Consider the following 21,769-nt stretch of genomic DNA (forward strand, 5'->3'; position numbering starts at 1 on the left):
CACCGCCGGCCCCGGACACTGATCAGGAGACTCCATGACAACCGATACCGAGCGGCCCAAGTCGGGGCTGGGTCGGCGACAGCGCGCCAGGTTGAACCGCGGCATCCAGTACGGCGTGCTGGTCGTGGTCATCCTGGTCGCGGCAGTGGTCGCGGACTGGGGCTCGATCGCGCGCGCGTTCTTCAACATCGACGTGGCCGCCGCGCAGTTCCCCGAGGTGATCACCACGGCGCTGGTGAACACCATCATCTACACCGCCCTGGGCTTTGGCTTCGGCCTCGGGCTGGGCATCCTGCTGGCGCTGATGAAGATGTCACCGGTCGCCCCGTACCGGTGGATCGCCACCGGCTACATCGAACTGTTCCGCGGCCTGCCCGCGCTGCTGGTGTTCATCGCGCTGGGCTTCGGCGTGCCGATCGCCTTCCAGCTGCGGTTCGACATCTACTCCACCGCGATGCTCGCGCTCGGCCTCGTCGGGGCGGCCTACATGGCCGAGACGATCCGGGCGGGCGTGCAAGCCGTGCCGCGCGGTCAGATCGAGGCGGCCCGGTCGCTGGGCATGTCGCCGACCCGCACCATGATCACCGTGGTGATGCCGCAGGCGTTCCGGATCATCCTGCCGCCGCTGACCAACGAGCTGATCCTGCTCACCAAGGACTCCTCGCTGATCTACCTGCTCGGCCTGGCCGGCAACCAGTACGAGCTGGCCAAGTTCGGCCGGGCGGCGCTGAACGAGTACGCGTCGCTGACGCCGCTGCTGGTCGCCGGGCTCTGCTACCTGATCATCACGATCCCGCTCTCCCGGGTTTCCGACCTGCTGGAGCGCAAGTACGGCGGCGGCGTGCGGGCCAAGGGCGGACAAGGAGGCGCGGCGGCATGAGCGACGTGATGATCGAGATTTCCGGGCTGGACAAGTCGTTCGGCTCGCTGGAGGTGCTGCGCGGCATCGACCTGGAGGTCAACCGCGGCGAGGTGGTATGCGTCATCGGCCCGTCCGGGTCCGGCAAGTCCACCCTGCTGCGCTGCGTGAACCTGCTGGAGGAGCCGAGCGCGGGCAAGGTCGTGGTGGACGGTACCGACCTCACCGGCCCGGACACCGACCTCGACGGCGCCCGTCGCCACATCGGCATGGTCTTCCAGCAGTTCAACCTTTTCGCGCACCTGCACGTGCTGGACAACCTGACGGTGGCGCAGCGCAAGGTGCTGGGTCGGGACAAGGCAGCCGCCGAGAAGATCGCGTGGGAGAACCTGGCGCGGGTCGGGTTGTCGGAGAAGGCCGACGCGCTGCCGGCCCAGCTCTCCGGTGGTCAGCAGCAGCGGGTCGCGATCGCGCGGGCGCTGTCGATGAACCCGAGGGTGATGTTGTTCGACGAGCCGACTTCGGCGCTGGACCCGGAGCTTGTCGGCGACGTGCTGGGCGTGATGCGGGAACTCGCCGACGACGGCATGACGATGCTCGTGGTCACCCACGAAATGCAGTTCGCCCGGGAGGTGGCCGACCGGGTGCTGTTCATGGACGACGGCAGGATCGTCGAGCAGGGCGCGCCCGCGGAGGTCATCGGGGCGCCGAGGGAGGAGCGCACCCGCACCTTCCTCGCCCGCGTCCTCGATCCCACCCACGCCCATCCCGCTCCGGAGTGAGGCCATTTCAGGGTAAATCGGCGGGTTCTAGGGTTTCGGGTTTTTTGGGGTGGTGGTCGGTGTGGCGGCGTGACTTGAGGTGATCATGAAAGGAGCATCGGCGGTTCCTACCACGTCTCCGAGAAGAGAGTGCCGCCGATGCTCCAGCCCGTGACCTTACCTGCCTCGCTGGCCGTTGTGGTGGAGGCGTTCCGGGGCTGTTTCACCGCTCCGTCGTTTCAGACCTTCACCATGCTGGTGGCGGGGTTGATCACGCAGACCGGGCGTGGCACGGTGTGCGGGATGCTCACCGCGGCCGGGATGGCCGGGCGGCGTCACCATGACTGGGCGCACCGGTTTTTCGCCGAGGCCCGCTGGTCGGCCGACCGGCTGGGGCTGACGCTGGCCGCCCTGCTCGTCGACCGGCTGCTGGATACCGATGCGGTGATCGAGATAGCGGTGGACGACACGCTGTTTCGCCGGTCGGGCCGCAAGATCCACGCTGCCGCCTGGCATCACGACCCCACCAGTCCCAGCCCGGTCAAGACCACCGGCTGGGGGCATTGCTGGGTCGTGGCCGGCCTTGTCCTGCACCCCTCATGGAGCCGCAGGCCGGTGTGCCTGCCCGTGCTGGCGCGGCTGTGGCGCCCGGGCGGGACGCCGAAACCGCAGCAGGCTCGTGAGTTGATCGAGCTACTCGCCGCCCGGTTACCCGGGCGCCGGTTTCATGTCGTCGCTGACGCTTTCTACGGCACCCGCCACTGGCGCGGGCTGCCCGCACACCTGAGCTTGACCACCCGGCCGAGATCGAACGCGGCCCTGCACGAGATCCACGAACCCCTCCCGGGTGTGGTCGGCCGGCCCCGCTACAAAGGCCCCAAGACCACCCTCGCCGAGATCGCCGAACACCAGCACTGGCGCACGGTCACGGTGACCCGCTACGGCCGCACCGAGACCACCCGCCTGCTGGAACACCGCTGCCTGTGGCCGCACATCCTGCTGCGCCAGCACGCGCGCGTCATCCTCGTCCACGACGGCCGGCCCCGCCGCGACGGACGCGCCTGGGACCTGGCATTGATCACCACCGACCTCGACACCCCCGCCGAGCAGATCATCGAACGCTACGCAGCCCGCTGGGCCATCGAAGTCACCTTCCACCAAGCCAAACACGACCTCGGTGCCGGTCAGGCCCGCAACCGCACCCCCCACGCCGTGGAACGCACCGTGCCCTTCGGACTCGTCTGCTACAGCCTGGTCTACCTCTGGTACGCCCTAGCAGGACACGACCCCACCGACGTCACCGACCGGCGCCGCACCGCACCCTGGTACACCACCAAAACCGAACCCTCCTACCAAGACATGCTCATCAAACTCCGACGAGTCCTCATCGCCGAACAATTTCGACCCACACCACCCCGACCACCAACCCCACAAGAAACCCTCCAAGTCCACCACGCCTGGGCAACAGCCACCGCATAACCCCGAAACCCCAGGCGGGTTGATTTCCCTTGAAATCTCCCAGGTTTCACGTGGAACGGCGCCGGTATAGGCCATCTCGGTGTACTGCGGAACGGGTCGCAACCACGGATTGATTTCACACGTCAGAGTTCCAAAGGTAGTTGATCGACTACCTTGCGTGTGGATCATCGGGTTGGACGAGTTCGGGGGCGAGAGTGCCGGTCAAGCCGTGGGACAACAACGGTCCCGTGACCGCTGCTGAGCAGCGATTCGAGGAACTTCTCAGGCAGGGCAGAGCGGACCGTTCGCTCCAGGACGCCGGTCCGCCGCTGGACGTGCACGCCGAGCGCCACCACCACGACCGCGAGATCCGCGGCGAATACCTCGCCCGCCGCCTGGTCGAGTCGCTGGAGGAGCCCGGTTGGCGGCCGTTCGCCCGGCGCAGCGGCGGCCAGCAGCAGGTCATCGCGATCGAGGACGCGGTGGTCACCGGCACCCTGGACCTGCGCGCCACCGATCTGCCTTACCTGCTTGAGTTCGTCCGCTGCCGGTTCGAGCACGCGCCCGACCTGCGGCAGGCCAACATCGCGGGCCTAGTGCTCTGGCGTTGCCGGTTCCCCGGCATCAACGCGCGGAACCTCAACACCAGCAACGACACCGTGCTGCGCAGCTGCACCAGCATCGGCGGCATCGTCGACCTCGCCGACGCCCGGCTCGGCGGATCCCTGCTGCTCAACGACAGCGAGCTGCGTAATCCGGGCCACCGGGCCATCTACGCAGACCGCCTGTCGGTTTCCGGCGCGCTGCTTGGACTTCGGCTGCAGGTGTCCGGCGAGATCCGCATTCCCGGTGCGAAGGTCGGCGGCAACGTTACTTTCTCCGGCGCGGCCCTGCGCAACCGCGGCCGGTATGCATTGAACGCCAACGGAATCCAGATCGGCGGCAGTTTCCGCTGCGACGTTGACCCGCTCACCCGGACGCCGTTCACCGTCGCCGGGTTGCTCTTCCTGCCCAGCGCGCACATTGCCGGTGACCTGCGGCTGCGGGACGCGATACTGGAGCCCGGCGTCGCTCCGCCGCGACGCGGCGAGTCCCAGTACGACGATCCGACCAGCACCCTGGTCGCCGACCGCGGCGACATCCGCGGCGACGTGCAGATCGACCAGGGATTCCGCAGCGGCGGCACGATCCGGATGGTCAGCGCGCAGATCGGCGGCGATCTGCGGATGTCCGGCGCGCACATCGACCTGAGCTGGTCAAGGTCCGCCAAGGCATCGGTCGAGCAACCACTGCGCGCGGTGCACCTCGACGGCACCGAGATCCTGGGCAACCTGGAGGCGACTCGGGTCGACCTGCGCGGTCAGGTGCGCGTGGTCGACGTCCGGGTGCACGGCAGCTTCCAGCTGAACCGGGCGAAGCTGACCGGCCCGCGCACCGATGTGCTGCAGGCCAGCCGGATCGTGGTCGGCAGCAATCTGGACTGCCGGGATGCCGATGTCGTCGGTTCGGTGCAGCTGCAGGGCGCCCAGATCGGCGCCAACGTCGATCTGCGCTCGGCGCACCTGATCAAGCCCGCGTGGCACCGTCACCGGATGGCCTATAAGTCCTCTGTGGACTTACGCGCGGCCCGCATCGCGCGCGACCTGGTGTGCGCGTCGGGCAGCAGGCCGTTCCTCGCGGAAGGCGAGGTGCAGTTGCGGCGCGCCGAGATCGGGCGGCAGGCGAACTTCTGGGGCTGCCGGCTCGGCGACGGCTCCAGCCGCAATGCGATCAACGCGTTCGGTCTGGTCGCCCAGGAACTTACGTTGGTGCCGGGGGCCGCGCCGCAGGGGCGGATCATGCTCCGGCAGGCGCAGTGCGAGCTGCTCGCGGACAACTCGGCTCTGTGGGAGGCATCCGGCGGGGTCGACGTCGAGGACTTCACCTACGACAGCTTCACCGAAACCATCGAGCTGACCGATCGCGCCGCGGTGCTGGAGCGGCTCAGCTGGCTGCGGGCGAATTCGGCGGGCCGGTACCAACCGGGGCCGTACGACCAGCTGGCGCGGGTGTTCCGCGCCAACGGCAACGAGGAACACGCGGTGACGGTGCTGATCGAGAAGCAGCGGCGCCGTTACCAGGCGATCGCGGCGGCCAGCCGCCCGATGTTCCGGTTACCGGTGCGGCTGTGGAGCTTTCTGCAGTTGATCACGGTGAGCTACGGGTTTCGCCCGCTGCGCGCGCTGATCTGGCTGATGCTGTTGACCGCGGCGGGCACCACCTGGTTCAGCTACCACCCGCTGACCCCGATCAACTCGGAAGACCACCCGGTGTGGAACCCATTTCTGTACACAGTGGACCAATTGATGCCGATCGTCAACCTCGGCCATGACTTGATGTGGCAGGCGCACGGCAATTCCCAGTGGATCACCGTGGTGCTCATCGCCTCGGGCTGGATCCTGGCCACCACGGTCGCCGCCGGTATCACGAGGGGCCTGCGCCGGGAGTTGTAGCAGTAGATTGCCCCGATCTGCTCACGTCGTTCGGCGATCCGGTGAATATGCGTGCCACAAGGACTTCTTCGTGCTAGATCAAGCTGGCCGATTCCCAGCTCTTGCAGGAGGTCCGCGTGACATCCCAGCCCGGCCGTCTCGCCCAGCTCGGTTCCGCTCTCGCCGCGACGGCGGCGCTGCTCGCGCCCACCGCGCATGCGGCCGACGAGTTCGAATACGTCGCGATGGGCGACTCCGCGGCCGCCGGGCCGCTCACGCCGCACCCGGACCCGAACCTGCTTTGCTTCCGCTCCAGGGTGAACTACCCGCGGGTGGCCGCCGAGTTGCTCGGCGCCAAGCTGACCGATGTCACCTGCTCGGGCGCGGACATCTCGGACCTCAGCGGCAGGCAGCACGGGATCATGCCGCCGCAATACGACGCCCTCAGCGCCCGCACCGACCTGGTGACCATCACCATCGGCGGCAACGACGTCGACCTGGTGCCCGCGGCGGTTTCCTGCGTGAACCTGTTTCCGGAGCCGATCGGCTCGTCCTGCGCGGCCAAGTTCACCGCGGGTGGCAGGGACGAACTGGCGGAGCGGATCAGGGTGCTCGCGCCGCGCTTCGACGAGGTCCTCACCCAGATCAAGCGCAAGGCACCGAACGCCGAGATCATGGTCGTCGGCTACGGCACCTACGTCCGCCCGGGCGGTTGCTACCCGAGGCAACCGATGTGGGCCCGCGATGCGGACTACATCCAGTCCAACGTGGACAAATTGAGCGCGATGCTCGGTGCGCGGGCGAAGGCCCACGGCGCGGAGTTCGTCGACCTGGGCCCGGTGAGCAAGGGCCACGACGCTTGCGCGGCACCGGCGGACAAGTACTACGAGGGCATCCTCCCGACCTCGGTGGCGGCCCCGATGCACCCGAACGCCAAGGGCATGCGCGTCTTCGGGAAAGCCGTCGCTGAAGCGGTCGCCGAAGCCGCACCCTACTCGGCGTCCTGACCAACGTCGTTCTGCCGGGTTGTGCACCGAGCGGCCCCGTTCGGCCTGGGCCGTGCGGGATAGCGTCCTCGGTCCGTCCTACTGGACCGGGTTCTCACCGATGCGGATGGAGAAAATCTCCTGCGCCCGCGCGTTGCCCAGCTCGCGCGCGGCGGCCAGACCGCGCCGCGCCACCTCGGTCTGCGCGGCGAGATCACCGACGTGGTGGTGGAAGCGCTCCAGGCACAGCGCCAGCCGGCACGTACGTTCCTGCTGTCCGCGCGCCGACGCCAGCGCGAGCGCGTGGTGCAGGTTGGTCTCCTCGGCACGGAACCAGCTCAGTGCCGCCTGCGCCGTTGCCAGTTCGGGGAACTCGGCGGGTGGGTGCGCGACCCGCATTCTGGGCCGCCATCCCGAATCCGTGACGAACCGCAGAGCACGGTCCGCAGTGTGCAGGTAGTAGTCGAGCAGCCGGTTGATCGCGGCGTCCCGTTCGGCTGCGGGCTCCTCCGGCGCGACCGCGGCGGTGTAGAGCCGGACTAAATCGGCCCTCCCGTAGCGGCTGGCTCCAGTCTCGTGCAACAGGTGGAGCGCCACCAGGCTCTCCAACCGGCCCTGGTTCTCCCGGACCGTGGCGCCCGCTAGCGCGGCGGCGGCGAAGCAGTCGATGTCGGTGCCGGGGTGCTCGCCCAGCAGCCGGAACAGCCGGGCCGACGCCGCGTCGAGCCGCTCGTAACTCCGGGTCAGCGCGGTGCGGATGCCCGTGCCGGAATCCGGCAGCGAAAGCCTGGACAGCCGGTGGTGCTCGTCGGAAAGGGTGTCGACCAACGACCGGACCGTGCTGCGCGGATGACTGGCGGCGCGGGCGGCGGCAATCCGCAGTGCCAGCGGCAGCCGATCGCACAGCTCCGCCAGCTCCGCCGCCGCCTCCGGCTCGGCGGAGACCCGATCGGCGCCGAGGGCCAGCCTGAGCACGGTGACCGCCGCATCCTGGCTCAATGCCGAGACCGGCACCCGGACCGCGCCTTCGGTGGCCGCCAGGTCGTCTAGCCGGCTCCGGCTCGACACCAGCACAGCGCAGCCGGAGGTGCCGGGCAGCAGCGGGCGGACCTGCGTCGCAGAGCGCGCGTTGTCGAGGACCACCAGCACCTTGCGGCCGGCCAGCACCGAGCGGTACAACGCGGCGCGTTCGTTGAGGTCGTCGGGAACCTGCGCGTCGGGCACACCGAGCGCGCGGAGGAATCCACCGAGCGCCTGGCCCGGCTCCACCGGCTCCGCCTCGTCGAAGCCCCGGAGGTCGAGGAACAGGTGCCCATCCCGGAAATCCGCGCACACCCGGTTCGCCCAGCGCAGCGCGAGTGCGGTCTTGCCGGCGCCTGCGGGCCCGGTGAGGATCGCGATCGCGCCGTCGCGGGTTTTGTCCAACTGCGCAAGTTCGGCGTCGCGTCCGACGAAACCCCTGTTCTCCCTGGGCAGTTGCGAGGGAACAGCGGCTGGTTTCGGTTCGTCCGCTGCGTTGAGCACGATGTGGAAGGCCCGCTGCAAACCGGCCCCTGGGTCGACGCCCAACTCGTCGGCGAGGCGGGTTCGCGTGTCGTGGTAGACCTCGAGCGCCTCGGCCTGCCGATCCGCCTGGTGCAGGCTTAGCACCAGAAGTTCCACCAGAGGTTCCCGCAGCGGCTGCATCTTGACGGCCTCCTGGAGCAGGCCGATCCCCTCAGCGGCGTGGCCGAGTCGGTGCAGCCGCCGGGCCAGTTCGTGCACCGTGGTGACCACCGACTCGGCCAGCCAGGCCGATGCCTCGCGGCGCAGCCGCTCCGCCGGGACGTCGGCCAGGGGCGGACCGCGGCGCAGAGCCAGCGCGGCGCGCAGTAGCTCGACCGCGTCGGCGTCGGAGGCGTTCCTGGCTTCGGCGACCAGATCCTCGAACCTCGTCACGTCGAGCAGCGTGCGGTCCGCGAGCAACTGATAGCCGGGAGAACGTGTGACGATTTCCACGCCGTCGCCGAGAACCTTTCGCAGCTGGGCAACGTGGCCCTGCAGCGCGGCTTTTGCTTTGGGCGGTGGCTGGCCGTCCCACACGACGTCGATCAGCCGGTCCACGGAAACGATCTGATTAAGTTTGAGGGCCAACGAGGCCAATACGCTACGCCGTTTGGCGGCACCAATCCTTGCGATGCTTCCGTCTGCCCGCAGCAATTCCACGGATCCAAGCAATCGAATCCGCATCGGCGCCCCGCCATCCGGAAGAAACATCCTACTTGCCTTCATCGAGAAAAGCCGTCGGGTGAGTAGGTGAGCGCGCCCGCTGCCCCTAGGGGTTGGTGCGGCGTTGGGGTAGCGTTGGCGGCGGGTGTGATCATATCCGGCGTAATGCTTGTGTCTGGGGGATTTCATGAACAATGCTGAACCGGAGCAAGCGTCGCGCGCGCTCGCCCGCTCCGTCGCTGCGGTCAGTTCCCTGCGCCATGCAGTGGAATCGCGCAACCTTGGGTTGGATCCGGAAACAGGCGGGCAGATCCGCGCCGCACTGGAGGATCATCTGACCACAGTGGACGGATGGCTGTCCAGGGCCGGGGACCTCGCCCGGCACGCGCCGCTCGGGCAGAACCCGGTCGGCACGGCGATGGCGGCGAAGTTCGCCAACCGGGCGGACGGCGACGAGACCTCCTTCACCGAAGTGCTGAACCGCTACCGAGAGGTCCTTGAGTCGGCGCGCGACGCCATCAACGACGCGATGCGCACGTACCGGGAGACCGACGAGCGCGCGGCGGACTCCCTCCGGAAGATCACGTGATGGGACCGGGTGTCGCCGGACGCGCCGATCCGCAGTCGAGGGGAAGAGGCCGAACATGACCCAGGGAACAGCTGGTCCTGATGCTGACTTCGTGCTGACCGAGACGCAGAACTGGGCCTCGCGCAGCCATCGCGAGCTCTACGACGCGGTGCACACCGAAAACGAACCCGGCCGGGTGGGGCAGCTGGCCGACGAGTGGAACAAGCTGAGCCGTGAGTTCGGCGATGCCGCCCAGCTGATGGCGGAGCGGCTGCGGGCCACCGAGACGGGGTGGCAGGGCCGGGCCGCCGACTCGGCTCGGGCGGCGATCCACCAGTTGGCCGAGTGGAACTCGGACGCCGGGACGACCGCGGGTGCGCTTGCCGAACGGATCTCGACGCAGGGCCGGGTCATGGAGGCCGCGAAGGCCGAGATGCCCGAACCGCTCGAGGGTGCCCAACAGTCGCTCAATCTCGTGGCGGCCGTGACCTTCGCCTCCGGAAACCTGCAAGCCTTCGCCAAGGCCTGCTCTGACATGAAGGTCGTCCAGGAGCGGGCAACCGCCGCCCACCAGCAGGCGGTCGAAGTGATGACGCGGATGGAGGACCGGTCCCGCACCATCGACGGCGACACTCCGCGGTTCACGCCCCCGCCGAACCCAGTGCAGACCCGGACGTCGCCCATGCTCAGAGGCACGCCCAGAACCACGCCGGGCATTCCTTTGTCGCCGCGGCACGAGGGGACCACCCCGGCTGCCGCGCCGGAATCAGGGGGCAGCGTTTCGGAACCCCAGCGGTTGGACCCGAGGGTGAATGCCGATCACGCACCGTCGGCCGGACAACCGGCCGCGGTTTCCCCCTCTGGGTGGTCCGGTGGCGATCAGACAGGTCCGGGCGGCACCGGTTCGCCGGATGCGCCGCCGCGGACGTTCGCGGCACCAGATCCGACCGTCGCTGACTCACCTTCCGTGCGTACCCGCCACGGCGGGCCGCAGCCCGCGGATTGCCCGCCCAGCAATACGTCACCCCAAAGCACTACTCCCTCCTCCGTCCCGAATATCCAGCCGTCCCACATTGGCGACGACAGGATGCAGCCGCTGCGGCCGTACCAGGTGCCAGACGGCGTCCCCGTCGGCGGACCGGGCGGGAGTCCGCCCAGTCAGCCCTTTATTGTTGGGACGCGCACAAGTTGGCGGGGCCAGGTCCCGCAAATCCCGCCAACCGGCGGACCGGGCGGCGACAGCCCGTCCCGCCCGGGCATTGGCGGTGGTTCCGGTCCGGGCGCTGGCGGTGGTCCCGGCGCGTCGCGCCCGGGCATCGGCGGTGGTCCCGGCGCGTCGCGCCCGGGCATCGGCGGTGGTTCCGGCGTGTCCGGCTCGGGCTTTGGCGGTGGTTCCGGATCTGGTGGTGCCGGCTCGCGCGGCGGCCCTGCTGGGCTGGGCGGTTCTGCTGGCCCCGGCGGCTCGTCCGGCGTGGGCCCCGGCGGCGCGTCGGGTACCGGCCGCGGCGGCGAGGGCGCATTCGGCGGTCGCGGATCGGCCGGAGGCCCCGGTCAGGCCGGAATGGCGGGCGGCGGCGGGATGTCGCAGGGCGGGGCGCAGCGCGGCCGCAGCGGCGAGGAAGACAAGGAACGCACCAGCAAGTACGTCGAGGGCGGGCCGATCGTGGAGGTCCCGGGCGCCGAGTTGCCGCCGCCGGTGATCGGCGAAGGCAAGCGGAAGAAGCAGGACCAGGGATGACCATGACAACCAGGCCGGACTTCGTGTTGTCCGCCGCCGAGTTCGACCTCATCTACGGCGCACTCGGGCTGGGGCGCGTTCCGTTCCCGCTGGAGGTGCCCAGCCTCGGGGCGACGATGGAGCAGCGCTCCGAACTCGCCGCCGAGGCGTTCCGGGCGGTGGCCGATCGCGGCCTCGCGGAGGGGGACCGGCTCGATTCCAGGTTGGCGGAGCTGCTCCGGTTGCTCGGGGATCACCTCACCTCGGTGGACGTGGTAGGTCACATCGAGCAGCCGGTGCGGGCCCTGGCGGCCGTCGACAAGCGTGCCGGCGTGCTCGCGCAGCTGGTGGCCGACGAGCTGTGGTTCACCGAAATTCGCCCCACGGCGCTGGCTACGTCGGTCGTTGGCGTACTGCCGCCCAACGAACCCGGGCCGTTGCGGGCGATTTCGCTGCCCTACGAACTGCTGGCGAACGCGCTCGACGAGGACGACGAGGACCCCTTCGGCGGCGACCTCGACGACGAGATGGCGCTGACCAGGGCGGGGCTGTCCGCCCAGGACGCCGCGACGCTGACCGAGCTGGCGAACACCCGCCAAGCTGGCGGGCAGTTCGGCGTCTCACACCGGTCCACCCGGGCGTCGACGCTGGTCAACTGGTTCGACACCCACCAGGGCCGGTACCTGATGGTCAGCGCGGACTCCTGGCTCAGCATCGCGCCGGCCGACAACCAGCGCATCGAGCGCCGCCTTGACGACGTCGTCTCCGCAGCGAACTGACCACCCCAGGGGGAACGCCATGACTTTCGAGGTCCACGTCGAGGAACTGACCGCCCACGCGAGCCATCTGGACGGCCTGACCGACCGGTTGGCTACCGCGGTCTCGGCCGCCGAGACCGTGAGCATGTCCGACGAGGCGTACGGACTGCTGTGCTCGTTCCTGCCGCCGATCGTCAACCCGATGGAGGAGGAGGGGATGAACGCGCTGCGGGCCGCGCAGGAGGGCGTCAGCACCACTGCGGACAACGTGCGAAAAACAGCCGAGCAGTACTCGGAAACCGACGACGGGAGCGCGCAGTCGCTCGGCCAGTTGCGCGAGGCGGTCCAAGTGCGCGGCGACGCGGTCGCGTTGCGCGGGGTGCCGCCCGTCGGCCCTGCGGGCGGAGGGATGACCGGGTTTCGCCGTGGGACTGCTGCTCCGGAATCCGAGTAAGCCACGCCAACTCGAAGCGAGGCGCTGGCACCGGTGCGCGACGGGTCCAGGGCAGATCACCAAGCTTAGTTCGATGGAGGTAACGCAATGCCGGGCGAAAACCAAGGCGGGTTCGCCGCGATCGGGGCGGATCCCGACGAGGCCGAGCGGCGGATCCAGCAGTGGGCGCAGGGGTTCGCCGACAAGGCCCGGCGGTACCAGGAGGTGCAGGAGCAGACCGATCAGCTGCGGCTGACCGCGGCCAGTCCGGATGGTCGCATCAAGGTGACCGTCCGCGCCGATGGCAGCGTGACGGACCTGGCGTTCACGGACAAGGTCCGCTCAATGGCGCCGGCCGAGCTCGCCACGCAGATCCTGGCCACCATGCACCGGGCGCAGTCCGACATCGCGAGCCGGGTCGGCGAGACGATGGCCGCGCACCTCGGCGACGAGGACCAGCAAACGCGCTCGATGATGCTGGACAACCTGCGCGAGCGGTTTCCCGAGCAGCCGACGGAGCCCGAATCGTCGGCGGAGTCCTCGGAGTGGGGCCTCCAGGAGGACGAGGTCGAGGACGATGGGCAGAAGGCTCCGAAACCGCCGCCGACGGCTCCTCCCGCGCCGCCCACGGCGCGTCCTGCGCCGCCCACCGCGCGTCCCGCGCAGCCGAGGCGGCCCCGGTTCGAAGACGAGGACGACGACTTCGGTCCCGACTTCGACCCCCTGCGGGACTGACCCCCACCCCTGACTTTCCGCCCTGACTCCCCGTACTGGACACCTGGCCCTTGGAGTGTGTCGTGACGAATCCGTTGGTGGCGCAGCGCGAGGATTCGACCCAGTCGTTCACCGGTGTACCGATCCTGGAGTCGGTCAACGACACTTCGCAGGCGATCGCGTCCGGGGACTGGGCCGCGGGCGTCCTCGGGGCGGTGGGCACTGGCCTGGACGCGCTCGGCATGGCGATGGACCCGTTCGGATCGATCATCTCCGCGGGCGTGGGTTGGTTGATGGAGCACGTCGGCCCGTTGTCGGACGCGCTGGACGCGTTGACCGGTGATCCGGACGAGATCAAGGCGCATTCCGAGACCTGGAAGAACATCTCGACGGAGCTGGGCGACATCGGCACCGAGATGACCAACCTGGTGCGGAACGACACGGCGGGCTGGATCGGCGCGGCCGGTGACGCCTACCGGGCGCGGAGCGAGGACACCGCCAACCTGATCGCGGCAGCGAAGAGCGCGGCCGACGGTGCGTCGAGCGGTATCGCTACGGCCGGCGAGGTCGTCGCCTCGGTGCGGAGCCTGGTGCGTGACATCATCGCCGAACTCGTCGGCCACCTGGTGAGCTGGGCGTTGCAGGTAATAGCGACGTTGGGCATCGGGCTGACCTGGGTGGTACCGCAGGTGGTCGCCGAGGTCGCCAAGGTCGTGTCCAAGATCGCCGACATCACGACGAAACTCGTGAAGGCGCTCAAGGCGCTCTCGCCGATGCTGAAGAAGCTCGCGGATTCCTTCGGCGACGCGGGCAAGGCGCTGAAGAAGATCAAGGCCGACGGTTCGTCCGCCCCGCCGCCGAAAGGCCCGGCGTCGACCAAGCCGGCTTCCAACAGCGGCCCGCCACCGAGGTCCGCGCCCGATAACGGTCCGGCGTCGACAAATCCGGCTTCCGCCGACGGTCCGCCGACGCGGTCCGCACCGGACAATGGCCCGGCGTCGACAAATCCGGCTTCCGACAGTGGCCCGCCACCGAGGCCCGCGCCCAATAGCGGCCCGCCACCGAGGTCCGCGCCCGACAGCGGCCCGACGCCGAGGTCGGGCCCCCCTTCCCCGAACGTGCCGAAGGGTCCCAAGCCGAAGGGCCCCAAGCCGAATGGTCCGAAGCCGGCCAGCACCCAACCCAACTCCCTCCGGGGACAGAACGCCAACCCCCGCTCCCCGAAGAACGTGCGGTGCGAGAAGGACCCGATCGACGTCTCCACGGGCCAGATGGTGCTGGCTCAGACCGATGCGGAGTTCTTCGCCGCGCTCCCCTTCGTCTTCGAGCGGACCCACTTCTCCTCGTACCGGACGGGCAAGTGGTTCGGGCCCAGCTGGGTGTCCACTCTGGACCAGCGTTTGGAGGCCGACGCCGATGGCGTGAGCTTCGCCGCCGCCGACGGCACGCTCCAGCACTATCCGCACCCGGCACCCGGTGCTTGGGTCACCAGCGATCGGGGCTCGCAGCAGCGTCTCGGGCGCGCGGACGACGGCAGGTACGTGCTCCTGGGCGGGGAACGCACGCTGGTCTTCAACCCCTTGCTCGCGCTGGAGTCGATCAGCGACCGCAACGGAAACCGGATCGAGTTCGTCCACGATGAGTCCGGAACTCCCCTGGAAATCCGGCACAGCGGTGAGTACCGGATCCGGGTCGAGACGACCGATGGCCTGGTGACCGCGCTGCACTCGACCGGGATCGAGGGTGGTGACGTGGAACTGATGCGCTACCGCTATGAGGGCGACCGGCTCACCGAGGTGATCAACGCCTCCGGCCGGCCGCTGCGGTTCGACTACGACCAGGCGGGCCGCATCGCCGGGTGGACCGACCGCAATGGCGAGTGGTACCGCTACACCTACGACCATCTGGGGCGTTGCGTCCGCACCGAGGGCTCCGGCGGTTTCCTGACCGGGACTATGGAGTACGACGCGGAGAACCGGATCACCTGGTCCACGGACTCGCTCGGGCACCGGACCACCTTCCATATGAACGAAGCCGGTCAGGTGATCAAGGAAGTCGATCCGCTGGGCAACGCGGTCGTCTCCGAGTGGGACGCCGCCGACCGGCTGCTGCGGCGCACCGACGCGCTGGGCCGCACTATTCGAAACGACTACGCCGCCGACGGAAACCTACTCGCGATCACCAGGCCGGACGGGACCCAACTCCGTTGCGAGTACGACGACTCCGGTCGGCCGGTCGCGTACATCGAAGCCGACGGCACGGTCTCGCGCTGCGAGTACGACGAGCGTGGCAACCTCGCCGCTGAAACCGATGCGGCCGGAGCGACAACCCGTTACTCCTACGACGAGCGCGGCAACATCACCGGTATCACCGATGCGCTCGGCAACACGTCGCGGATCGACCGGAACGCGGCCGGGTTGATCGTGGCGGTCACCGACCCGAAGGGCGCGACCACCAGGTACGAGCACGACCGCTTCGGTCGGCTGACCACCGTCGTCTACCCGATCGGCGGCGTGCGGCGGTTCGGGTGGACCGTGGGCGGCGAACTCGCCTGGGCGCAGCAACCGGACGGCACGACCGAACGGCGCGTCTACGACGGCGAGGGCAACCTGCGGGAGAACACCGACGAGCTCGGCGCGACGACCCGAACGGAGCTGACCCACTTCGACCTGGTGTCCGCCGAAGTTCGCCCGGACGGCACCCGCCTGGAATACGGCTATGACACCGAAATGCGGCTTACCAGCGTCACCAACGAGCTCGGGCAGGTGTGGCGCTACGAGTACGACGCGGCCGGAAACCTGGTGCGGGAAACCGACTTCAACGGCGTCACGGTCACCTACCGCGTCGATGCGGCCGGACAGCTCGTCGAGCGGATCAACGGGGTCGGGGCGGTCACGCGGTTCGGCTACGACCTGCTGGGAAACGTGGTCCAGCGCAGCAACGGGGAGGTCACGGCGACGTTCGCCTACAGCGAGACCGGGCAGCTGCTCGAAGCCGCGGACGGCGCGACTCGGGTGACGTTCCAGCGCGACCCGCTGGGGCGCGTGGTCGCGGAGACGATCAACGGCCGCACCGTCAGGTCCGCCTTCGACCCGCTGGGCAGGCGAGTGCGGCGCTGGACGCCTTCCGGTGCGGAAAGCGCTTGGGAATTCGACGCCAACGATCAGCCGGTCGCGCTGCACACCGCCGGGCGGACGATGCGCTTCGAACGCGACCCGCTCGGCCGTGAGGTTCGGCTCAGCCTGGCTTCCGGCCTGCTAGTCGACCAGGCGTGGACGCCGATGGATCAGCTGCGGTCGCAGACGGTGGTCGCCCCCAGCGGGCGGCCGGTGCAACAGCGTTCTTACGCCTACCGGGCGGACGGGGTGCTCACCGGGCTACAGGACCAGCTCACCGGGCCCCGCAGCTACGCGATGGACCAAACAGGCCGGGTCACCGCCGTCCAAGGCGCGGGCTGGACGGAGCGCTACGCCTACGATCCCGCCGGCAACCTGTCCCTGGCCGACTGGCCGACCCGCACCGACGGGGACCAGCTCGGGGAGCGTTCGTACCGCGGCATCGCGGTCCAGAGCGCGGGTCACACGCGGTACGAGCACGATGCCCAGGGCCGACTCGTCCTCCGGCAACGCCCGTCGGGAACCTGGCGCTACTTCTGGGATTCGGAAGATCGCCTGGTCGGCGTGCTGCGGCCGGATGGGTCGCGGTGGCAGTACCGCTACGACCCGTTCGGCCGCCGCATCGCCAAGGAGCGGCTCGGTCCCGACGGCACGACCGTCACGGAGCGGGTCGACTTCACCTGGGACGGACAGGAGCTCGTCGAACAGGCGCGGTTCGACGCGTCCGCGCAGCAGGGCCGCGTGCTGGTCTGGGACTACGAGCCGGGCACCTTCCGACCCCTGGCCCAGCGCGAACGGCTACGGCGCAGCCCGCAGGAGTGGGTCGACGAACGGTTCCACGTCATCGTGTCCGACCTGCTCGGCACGCCGACCGAGCTCGTCGACGACCAGGGCGGCATCGCCTGGGTGCACCGAACCTCGTTGTGGGGCAACGCTTTCCACGACGGCGGAGCTACCGAGACCGGCGGGACGCCGCTGCGCTTCCCCGGGCAGTACTTCGACGCGGAAACCGGCCTGCACTACAACTTCCACCGGTACTACGACCCGGCGACCGCTCGGTACCTCAGCCCCGACCCCATTGGCTTGGAAGCGGGCCCCAACAACTATGCCTACGTGACCAACCCGCACGCGTGGTCGGACCCGTTGGGCTTGGCTCCCTGCAACGGGAAGGGCTGGAATTCCACCGAGCAGTTCCAGGACTATGTGAACAAGAAGGCGGATCGGCAGCGCAAGAAAGACAATGCGAAGAACGCCATCGAGAAGGTGGCCAACCAGTTCCGGCGCAATAACACCGGTGTTGCCGTGCACATCCTCCAAGGTGAGAACCACGGCGGAACCGCGAACGGTCTGCACGCCTACACCGGCGGCGCACTCCCGCACGATGTCAACGTCGTGAACACGACTGGCAATCCCAACAAGGTGCACCAGATCGATTACACGAGGATCGGCGCCAACAACACCAAGCAGAGCACGATGTACCCGGCGAACTGGACCCAGGACCAGGTCCTGGCCCACATCGCCTCCTCGCACCCGGCCAAGTTCCTCGGCCCTGACTACCACCAGTACTTCGGGAAGAGCTCGCCGAACCAGGTGTTGGACTACCTGCACGGTGATATGAAGCCGATCCGGGTCGATTCCCCGGGGAACACCGCTTACCCCGTGAGACCGGGAAGGCGGTGATCCACGCCTGGCCACGCTCCTCACGAACCGAGGAGCGTGGCCAGGCGGGGTGAATAGGCGTGATCGAGCACCAGCGACGCCGCGCCCACGGCACCGGCGTCCGCGCCGATCAGCGCGGTCTCCACCCGCACCGGCCGAACCTCGGGCGCCCACACCTGCGTCTGGATCACCTTCGCCACCCGGGACCGCACCAGTTCCGCCACCTGCCGCAGGGCAGGGCCGCCGAGTATCACGCGGTCGACATCCAGCACGCTCACCACCGATGCCAGCGCCTGGCCCAGCCGGGTTGCCGCCACGCGCAGGACCCGAACCGCGGTGGTGTCGCCCTCGACGGCCAACCGGCACAGCCGCTCGTAAGCCTTCGGGACCGATTCGTCCGCGGCTTCGCGGGTCGCCACCTGCCAGTCGGCGACGATCGCGCGCATCGAGCAGTACGCCTCCAGGCATCCCTTTTTACCGCAATGGCATTCGCGGCCGCCGCCGCTGTGCACATGACCGATCTCGCCGGCGTTGTTGCTGATCCCGCGATATACCTGGTCGTCCAGCACCACCCCGATGCCCACGCCGGAACCCAGGTAGACGTACACGAACGAGCCAGCGCGCTTAGCTCCCCCGGCCCAACGTTCGCCGATCGCCGCCGCCGTCGCGTCGTTGTCCATCACCACCGGCAGTCCGGCGCGCTCCTCGACGATGTCGGCCAGCGGGACCTCCGCCCAGCCCGCCAGGTTCGGCGGCGAGAGCACCCGCCGGTGCGCCGCGTCCAACGGGCCGGGCACCGCGAGCCCGATGCCCAGCACCCGGCCGTCGGCGATACCGGAACGCCGCACCAGCTGGTGGAAAGTGCGAGCCAGCGCGGCCCCGACGCTCGAGGGCGAGGCATCATCGGGAACGCGGCGACGGCTGCGTAGCCGCACCCCGCCGGCCAAGTCCAGCAGGACACCGGTGATCCGTTCCGGATCGAGGTGCAGGCCGACCGCCGAGTACGCGTCCGGCACCACCTTCAGCAACACCCGGCGCTTGCCGCCGGTGGACGGCGCGTGGCCGTTCTCGGTGACCAGCCCGTCGTCGATCAGCGCCCGCACGATGTTGGACATCGTCTGCGCGGTCAGCCCGGTCCGTTGTGCCAGTTCCACCCGGCTGACTTCCCCGTGTTGTCGGATGGTGTCGAGCACGACCGCGCGGTTGAACCCGCCCACCCGTGGCAGATTCGTGCCCTGCCAGGACGTTTTCGCCATAGGCGCTCCTCACCCGGGAACGGCAAGATCATCGACTTGTGCGATCGAATGGAATTAACGTGCCCAGAGTGTGATCCACATCTCAGGTCGGGCGCAACCATCGCCAGCGGGAAGACCGCGATGCGTCCATGAATGGGCGATTTAAATGGAAATCGACGTGCGGATTTCCATTGACTCGCAACACATCTGCGACGCGGCGACGAGCTCTTACCGTCGGCCACGCTGGAGCGACTGGCCGACCTGCTCGGCTAAACCTCGAAGGGCCCGGTCAGGCAAAAACTTGCGGGCGGTGAGTGGACTCGATCCGCTCGCCGCCCGCAGGCCCTTGGAGATTTCTTGCCGTCATCGCAGCTGTGTCCTCCCCTACATCGGAACTCTGTCCCGGTGAATCCGGTCGATCTCACCGGCCTCGGACTGTTCGTTGGATTCGTCATCCTCGCTGCGCAGCGAAACGAACACCGCAGCGACCGCGATCAGGGACAACGCCAGCATGGCCAGATCAGCCATGACACACCCCCTCATATCGGCGCGCCGTTTTTGGCGGTTATCACTGGGACGCAGACAGTGTCCGTCTGGTTGCTGATCGTTTGCGAATCTTTTTATTCACCCCGCTGAGCTGGGTAGATCCACCTGCCCGAAGAACGAAAACGGCGTTTCCCCGAAATAGCTTCAGCTATCTTGGGGAAACGCCGCACGAAAGCGCACACATCGCGGGGTCTCCACGCCGGACGGGTGGACGCGAAGCTTCCCACGTCGCCTCGCCAAGTCCACCCGTCCGGGGGTCGCTCGGTCAGTGACCGAGACGTTGTTTCAGGGCCTCCAGCTCATCGCGCATCGAGCTCGGCAGCGAGTCGCCGATGGTGGCGAACCACTCCTCGATGAGCGGCACCTCCGCCTTCCACTCCTCGACGTCGACCTTCAGCGCCTCTTCGACATCCGCCTTCGGCGTGTCCAGCCCGGACAGCTCCAGGGCGTCGGCCGACGGCACCCGGCCGATCGCGGTGTCGGCAGCGGCGGCGTTGCCCTCCAGCCGGTCCACGATCCACTTGAGCACACGGGAGTTCTCCCCGAAGCCCGGCCACAGGAAGCGCTTGTCCTCGCCGCGCCGGAACCAGTTCACGTAGAAGATCCGCGGTAGCTTGGCGGCGTCGGCGGACTTGCCGACGTTCACCCAGTGCTGGAAGTAGTCGCCGACGTTGTAGCCGATGAACGGCAGCATGGCCATCGGGTCGCGTCGCACGTCGCCGACCTTGCCCGCCGCCGCAGCGGTCTTCTCCGACGAGAGGGTGGCGCCCATGAACACGCCGTGCTGCCAGTCGAAGGCCTCGTTCACCAGCGGAACGGTGGTCTTGCGCCGCCCGCCGAAGAGGATCGCCGAGATCGGCACGCCCTTCGGGTCGTCCCACTCCGGCGCCAGGATCGGGCACTGCGACATCGGCGTGCAGTAGCGCGAGTTCGGGTGCGCGGCCTTCTCCTTGCTGGCAGGCGTCCAGTCGCGGCCCTTCCAGTCGGTGAGGTGCTGCGGGTCGCCCTCCATCTCTTCCCACCACACGTCGCCGTCGTCGGTGAGAGCGACGTTGGTGAACAGCGAGTTGCCCTGCGCGATGGTGCGCATCGCGTTCGGGTTGGTCTTCCAGTTGGTGCCCGGCGCGACGCCGAAGAACCCGGCCTCCGGGTTCACCGCGTAGAGCCGGCCGTCTTCCCCGAAGCGCATCCATGCGATGTCGTCACCGAGGGTCTCGACCCGCCAGCCCGGGATGGTCGGCTGCAGCATCGCCAGGTTGGTCTTGCCGCAGGCCGAGGGGAACGCGGCCGCGACGTAGTAGACCTTCTCCTCGGGCGAGATCAGTTTGAGGATCAGCATGTGCTCGGCCAGCCAGCCCTCGTCGCGGGCCATCGCCGAGGCGATCCGCAGCGAGTAGCACTTCTTGCCCAGCAGCGCGTTGCCGCCGTAGCCGGAGCCGAAGCTCCAGATCATCCGCTCCTCTGGGAAGTGGGTGATGTACTTGATGTCGTTGCACGGCCACGGCACGTCCTGCTGCCCCGGCTCCAGCGGGGCACCCACCGAGTGCAGCGCGGGTACGAACTCACCGTCGGCGTCCAGCCGCTCCAGCACCTTCGCGCCCATCCGGGTCATGATGTGCATCGACACCACGACGTATTCGGAGTCGGTGATCTCCACGCCCAGCCGCGGCGGGTCGGCGTCCAGCGGTCCCATGCAGAACGGGATCACGTACATCGTGCGACCACGCATGCAGCCCCGGTAGAGCTCCGTCATGATCGCCTTCATCTCGTTGGGGTCCATCCAGTTGTTGGTGACCCCGGAGTCCTTCTCCTCGACCGAGCAGATGAAGGTCCGCTCCTCGACACGCGCCACGTCCGAGGGGTCCGAAGCCGCGTAGAACGAGTTCGGCTTCTGCTTCAGTCGGGTGAAGGTGCCCGCCTCGACGAGGCGGTCGGTCATGCGCTGCCACTCCTGCTGCGAGCCGTCGCACCACACCACCTGGTCGGGTGTGGTCAGCTCGGCGACCTCACGCACCCACGACAACAGGCGCTCGTGCGTGGTCGGTGCCTGGTCGAGCCCTGGGATGGTCAATGCGGTCATAGCGTCGCGTCTCCTGACTGGGCGCCACAGCCCGGATTGCCGACGGGGTCCGTCGGCCTTTGCAGGGAAAGCTTCGCCCGCCCCGAAGATCGGGCGAAGTGAAAAAGGGATGCATTGAGGCTAACTGCGAGAAGGGCGCTCAATGGAGATCAGCGTTGTTCGTTCTCTCACAAGAACGATAAGGGAATCGATACAGTAGC

General features: G+C 68.6%; 15 protein-coding genes. 11 read left to right on the forward strand and 4 right to left on the reverse strand.

The features are described 5' to 3' along the window. Window positions 1-34: 34 nt before the first annotated feature. The 5 genes from BJ970_RS09420 (at window position 35) to BJ970_RS09440 (ending at window position 6,556) form a co-directional block, all read left to right on the forward strand. Complete coding sequence (locus tag BJ970_RS09420) at window positions 35-880, forward strand: amino acid ABC transporter permease (RefSeq protein WP_184725917.1); 846 nt, start codon at window positions 35-37, stop codon at window positions 878-880. Then, window positions 877-1,641 (forward strand): amino acid ABC transporter ATP-binding protein, encoded by a 765-nt coding sequence (locus BJ970_RS09425; RefSeq protein WP_281399431.1) that lies wholly within the window; start codon window positions 877-879, stop codon window positions 1,639-1,641. The genes BJ970_RS09420 and BJ970_RS09425 overlap by 4 nt, the downstream gene beginning before the upstream one ends. A 150-nt stretch (window positions 1,642-1,791) precedes the next feature. After that, window positions 1,792-3,099, forward strand: coding sequence for an IS701 family transposase (locus tag BJ970_RS09430; protein WP_184725761.1), 1,308 nt, complete (start codon window positions 1,792-1,794; stop codon window positions 3,097-3,099). A 227-nt stretch (window positions 3,100-3,326) separates the two neighbouring features. Beyond that, entirely contained in the window at window positions 3,327-5,570 is a 2,244-nt protein-coding gene (locus BJ970_RS09435; RefSeq protein WP_312864175.1) for an oxidoreductase, read from the forward strand. A 116-nt stretch (window positions 5,571-5,686) separates the two neighbouring features. Further along, entirely contained in the window at window positions 5,687-6,556 is an 870-nt protein-coding gene (locus BJ970_RS09440; protein ID WP_312864176.1) for an SGNH/GDSL hydrolase family protein, read from the forward strand. 78 nt (window positions 6,557-6,634) lie between these two features. Here the strand turns inward: BJ970_RS09440 and BJ970_RS09445 are convergent, their stop codons facing one another. Then, complete coding sequence (locus BJ970_RS09445; RefSeq protein WP_446689085.1) at window positions 6,635-8,932, reverse strand: AfsR/SARP family transcriptional regulator; 2,298 nt, start codon at window positions 8,930-8,932, stop codon at window positions 6,635-6,637. On the opposite strand from BJ970_RS09445, the gene BJ970_RS09450 reads away from it, so the two are divergent. The 6 genes from BJ970_RS09450 (at window position 8,931) to BJ970_RS09475 (ending at window position 17,729) form a co-directional block, all read left to right on the forward strand. Next, on the forward strand, window positions 8,931-9,332 hold the full coding sequence (locus BJ970_RS09450; RefSeq protein WP_184725919.1) for a hypothetical protein: 402 nt from the start codon (window positions 8,931-8,933) through the stop codon (window positions 9,330-9,332). The genes BJ970_RS09445 and BJ970_RS09450 overlap by 2 nt on opposite strands. A gap of 55 nt (window positions 9,333-9,387) precedes the next feature. Beyond that, window positions 9,388-11,049 (forward strand): PPE domain-containing protein, encoded by a 1,662-nt coding sequence (locus BJ970_RS09455; RefSeq protein ID WP_184725920.1) that lies wholly within the window; start codon window positions 9,388-9,390, stop codon window positions 11,047-11,049. A 2-nt stretch (window positions 11,050-11,051) separates the two neighbouring features. Further along, window positions 11,052-11,807 (forward strand): ESX secretion-associated protein EspG, encoded by a 756-nt coding sequence (locus tag BJ970_RS09460; protein WP_246470800.1) that lies wholly within the window; start codon window positions 11,052-11,054, stop codon window positions 11,805-11,807. Window positions 11,808-11,826: 19 nt separating this feature from the next. Continuing rightward, window positions 11,827-12,240 (forward strand): type VII secretion target, encoded by a 414-nt coding sequence (locus BJ970_RS09465; RefSeq protein WP_184725922.1) that lies wholly within the window; start codon window positions 11,827-11,829, stop codon window positions 12,238-12,240. A gap of 87 nt (window positions 12,241-12,327) precedes the next feature. Further along, window positions 12,328-12,954, forward strand: coding sequence for a YbaB/EbfC family nucleoid-associated protein (locus tag BJ970_RS09470; protein ID WP_184725923.1), 627 nt, complete (start codon window positions 12,328-12,330; stop codon window positions 12,952-12,954). A 62-nt stretch (window positions 12,955-13,016) separates the two neighbouring features. Then, on the forward strand, window positions 13,017-17,729 hold the full coding sequence (locus BJ970_RS09475) for an RHS repeat-associated core domain-containing protein (protein WP_184725924.1): 4,713 nt from the start codon (window positions 13,017-13,019) through the stop codon (window positions 17,727-17,729). 20 nt (window positions 17,730-17,749) lie between these two features. On the opposite strand, the gene BJ970_RS09480 is transcribed toward BJ970_RS09475, so the two are convergent. From BJ970_RS09480 to BJ970_RS09490, 3 genes are all read right to left on the reverse strand, one after another. Beyond that, window positions 17,750-18,964 (reverse strand): ROK family transcriptional regulator, encoded by a 1,215-nt coding sequence (locus tag BJ970_RS09480; RefSeq protein WP_184725925.1) that lies wholly within the window; start codon window positions 18,962-18,964, stop codon window positions 17,750-17,752. Window positions 18,965-19,327: 363 nt separating this feature from the next. Further along, complete coding sequence (locus BJ970_RS09485; RefSeq protein ID WP_184725926.1) at window positions 19,328-19,471, reverse strand: hypothetical protein; 144 nt, start codon at window positions 19,469-19,471, stop codon at window positions 19,328-19,330. 283 nt (window positions 19,472-19,754) lie between these two features. Beyond that, complete coding sequence (locus BJ970_RS09490) at window positions 19,755-21,569, reverse strand: phosphoenolpyruvate carboxykinase (GTP) (protein ID WP_184725927.1); 1,815 nt, start codon at window positions 21,567-21,569, stop codon at window positions 19,755-19,757. Between the last annotated feature and the right edge of the window lie 200 nt (window positions 21,570-21,769).

Source organism: Saccharopolyspora phatthalungensis (genome assembly GCF_014203395.1).
GTDB lineage: Bacteria > Actinomycetota > Actinomycetes > Mycobacteriales > Pseudonocardiaceae > Saccharopolyspora > Saccharopolyspora phatthalungensis.

Excerpts from the sequence above, each read along its gene's own strand:
- BJ970_RS09420 (WP_184725917.1), top strand. The coding sequence starts at position 35 with ATGACAACCGATACCGAGCGGCCCAAGTCGGGGCTGGGTCGGCGACAG.
- BJ970_RS09425 (WP_281399431.1), top strand. The coding sequence starts at position 877 with ATGAGCGACGTGATGATCGAGATTTCCGGGCTGGACAAGTCGTTCGGC.
- BJ970_RS09450 (WP_184725919.1), top strand. The coding sequence starts at position 8,931 with ATGAACAATGCTGAACCGGAGCAAGCGTCGCGCGCGCTCGCCCGCTCC.
- BJ970_RS09445 (WP_446689085.1), bottom strand. The coding sequence starts at position 8,932 with ATGAAATCCCCCAGACACAAGCATTACGCCGGATATGATCACACCCGC.
- BJ970_RS09455 (WP_184725920.1), top strand. The coding sequence starts at position 9,388 with ATGACCCAGGGAACAGCTGGTCCTGATGCTGACTTCGTGCTGACCGAG.
- BJ970_RS09460 (WP_246470800.1), top strand. The coding sequence starts at position 11,052 with ATGACAACCAGGCCGGACTTCGTGTTGTCCGCCGCCGAGTTCGACCTC.
- BJ970_RS09465 (WP_184725922.1), top strand. The coding sequence starts at position 11,827 with ATGACTTTCGAGGTCCACGTCGAGGAACTGACCGCCCACGCGAGCCAT.
- BJ970_RS09470 (WP_184725923.1), top strand. The coding sequence starts at position 12,328 with ATGCCGGGCGAAAACCAAGGCGGGTTCGCCGCGATCGGGGCGGATCCC.
- BJ970_RS09480 (WP_184725925.1), bottom strand. The coding sequence starts at position 18,964 with ATGGCGAAAACGTCCTGGCAGGGCACGAATCTGCCACGGGTGGGCGGG.
- BJ970_RS09485 (WP_184725926.1), bottom strand. The coding sequence starts at position 19,471 with ATGGCTGATCTGGCCATGCTGGCGTTGTCCCTGATCGCGGTCGCTGCG.
- BJ970_RS09490 (WP_184725927.1), bottom strand. The coding sequence starts at position 21,569 with ATGACCGCATTGACCATCCCAGGGCTCGACCAGGCACCGACCACGCAC.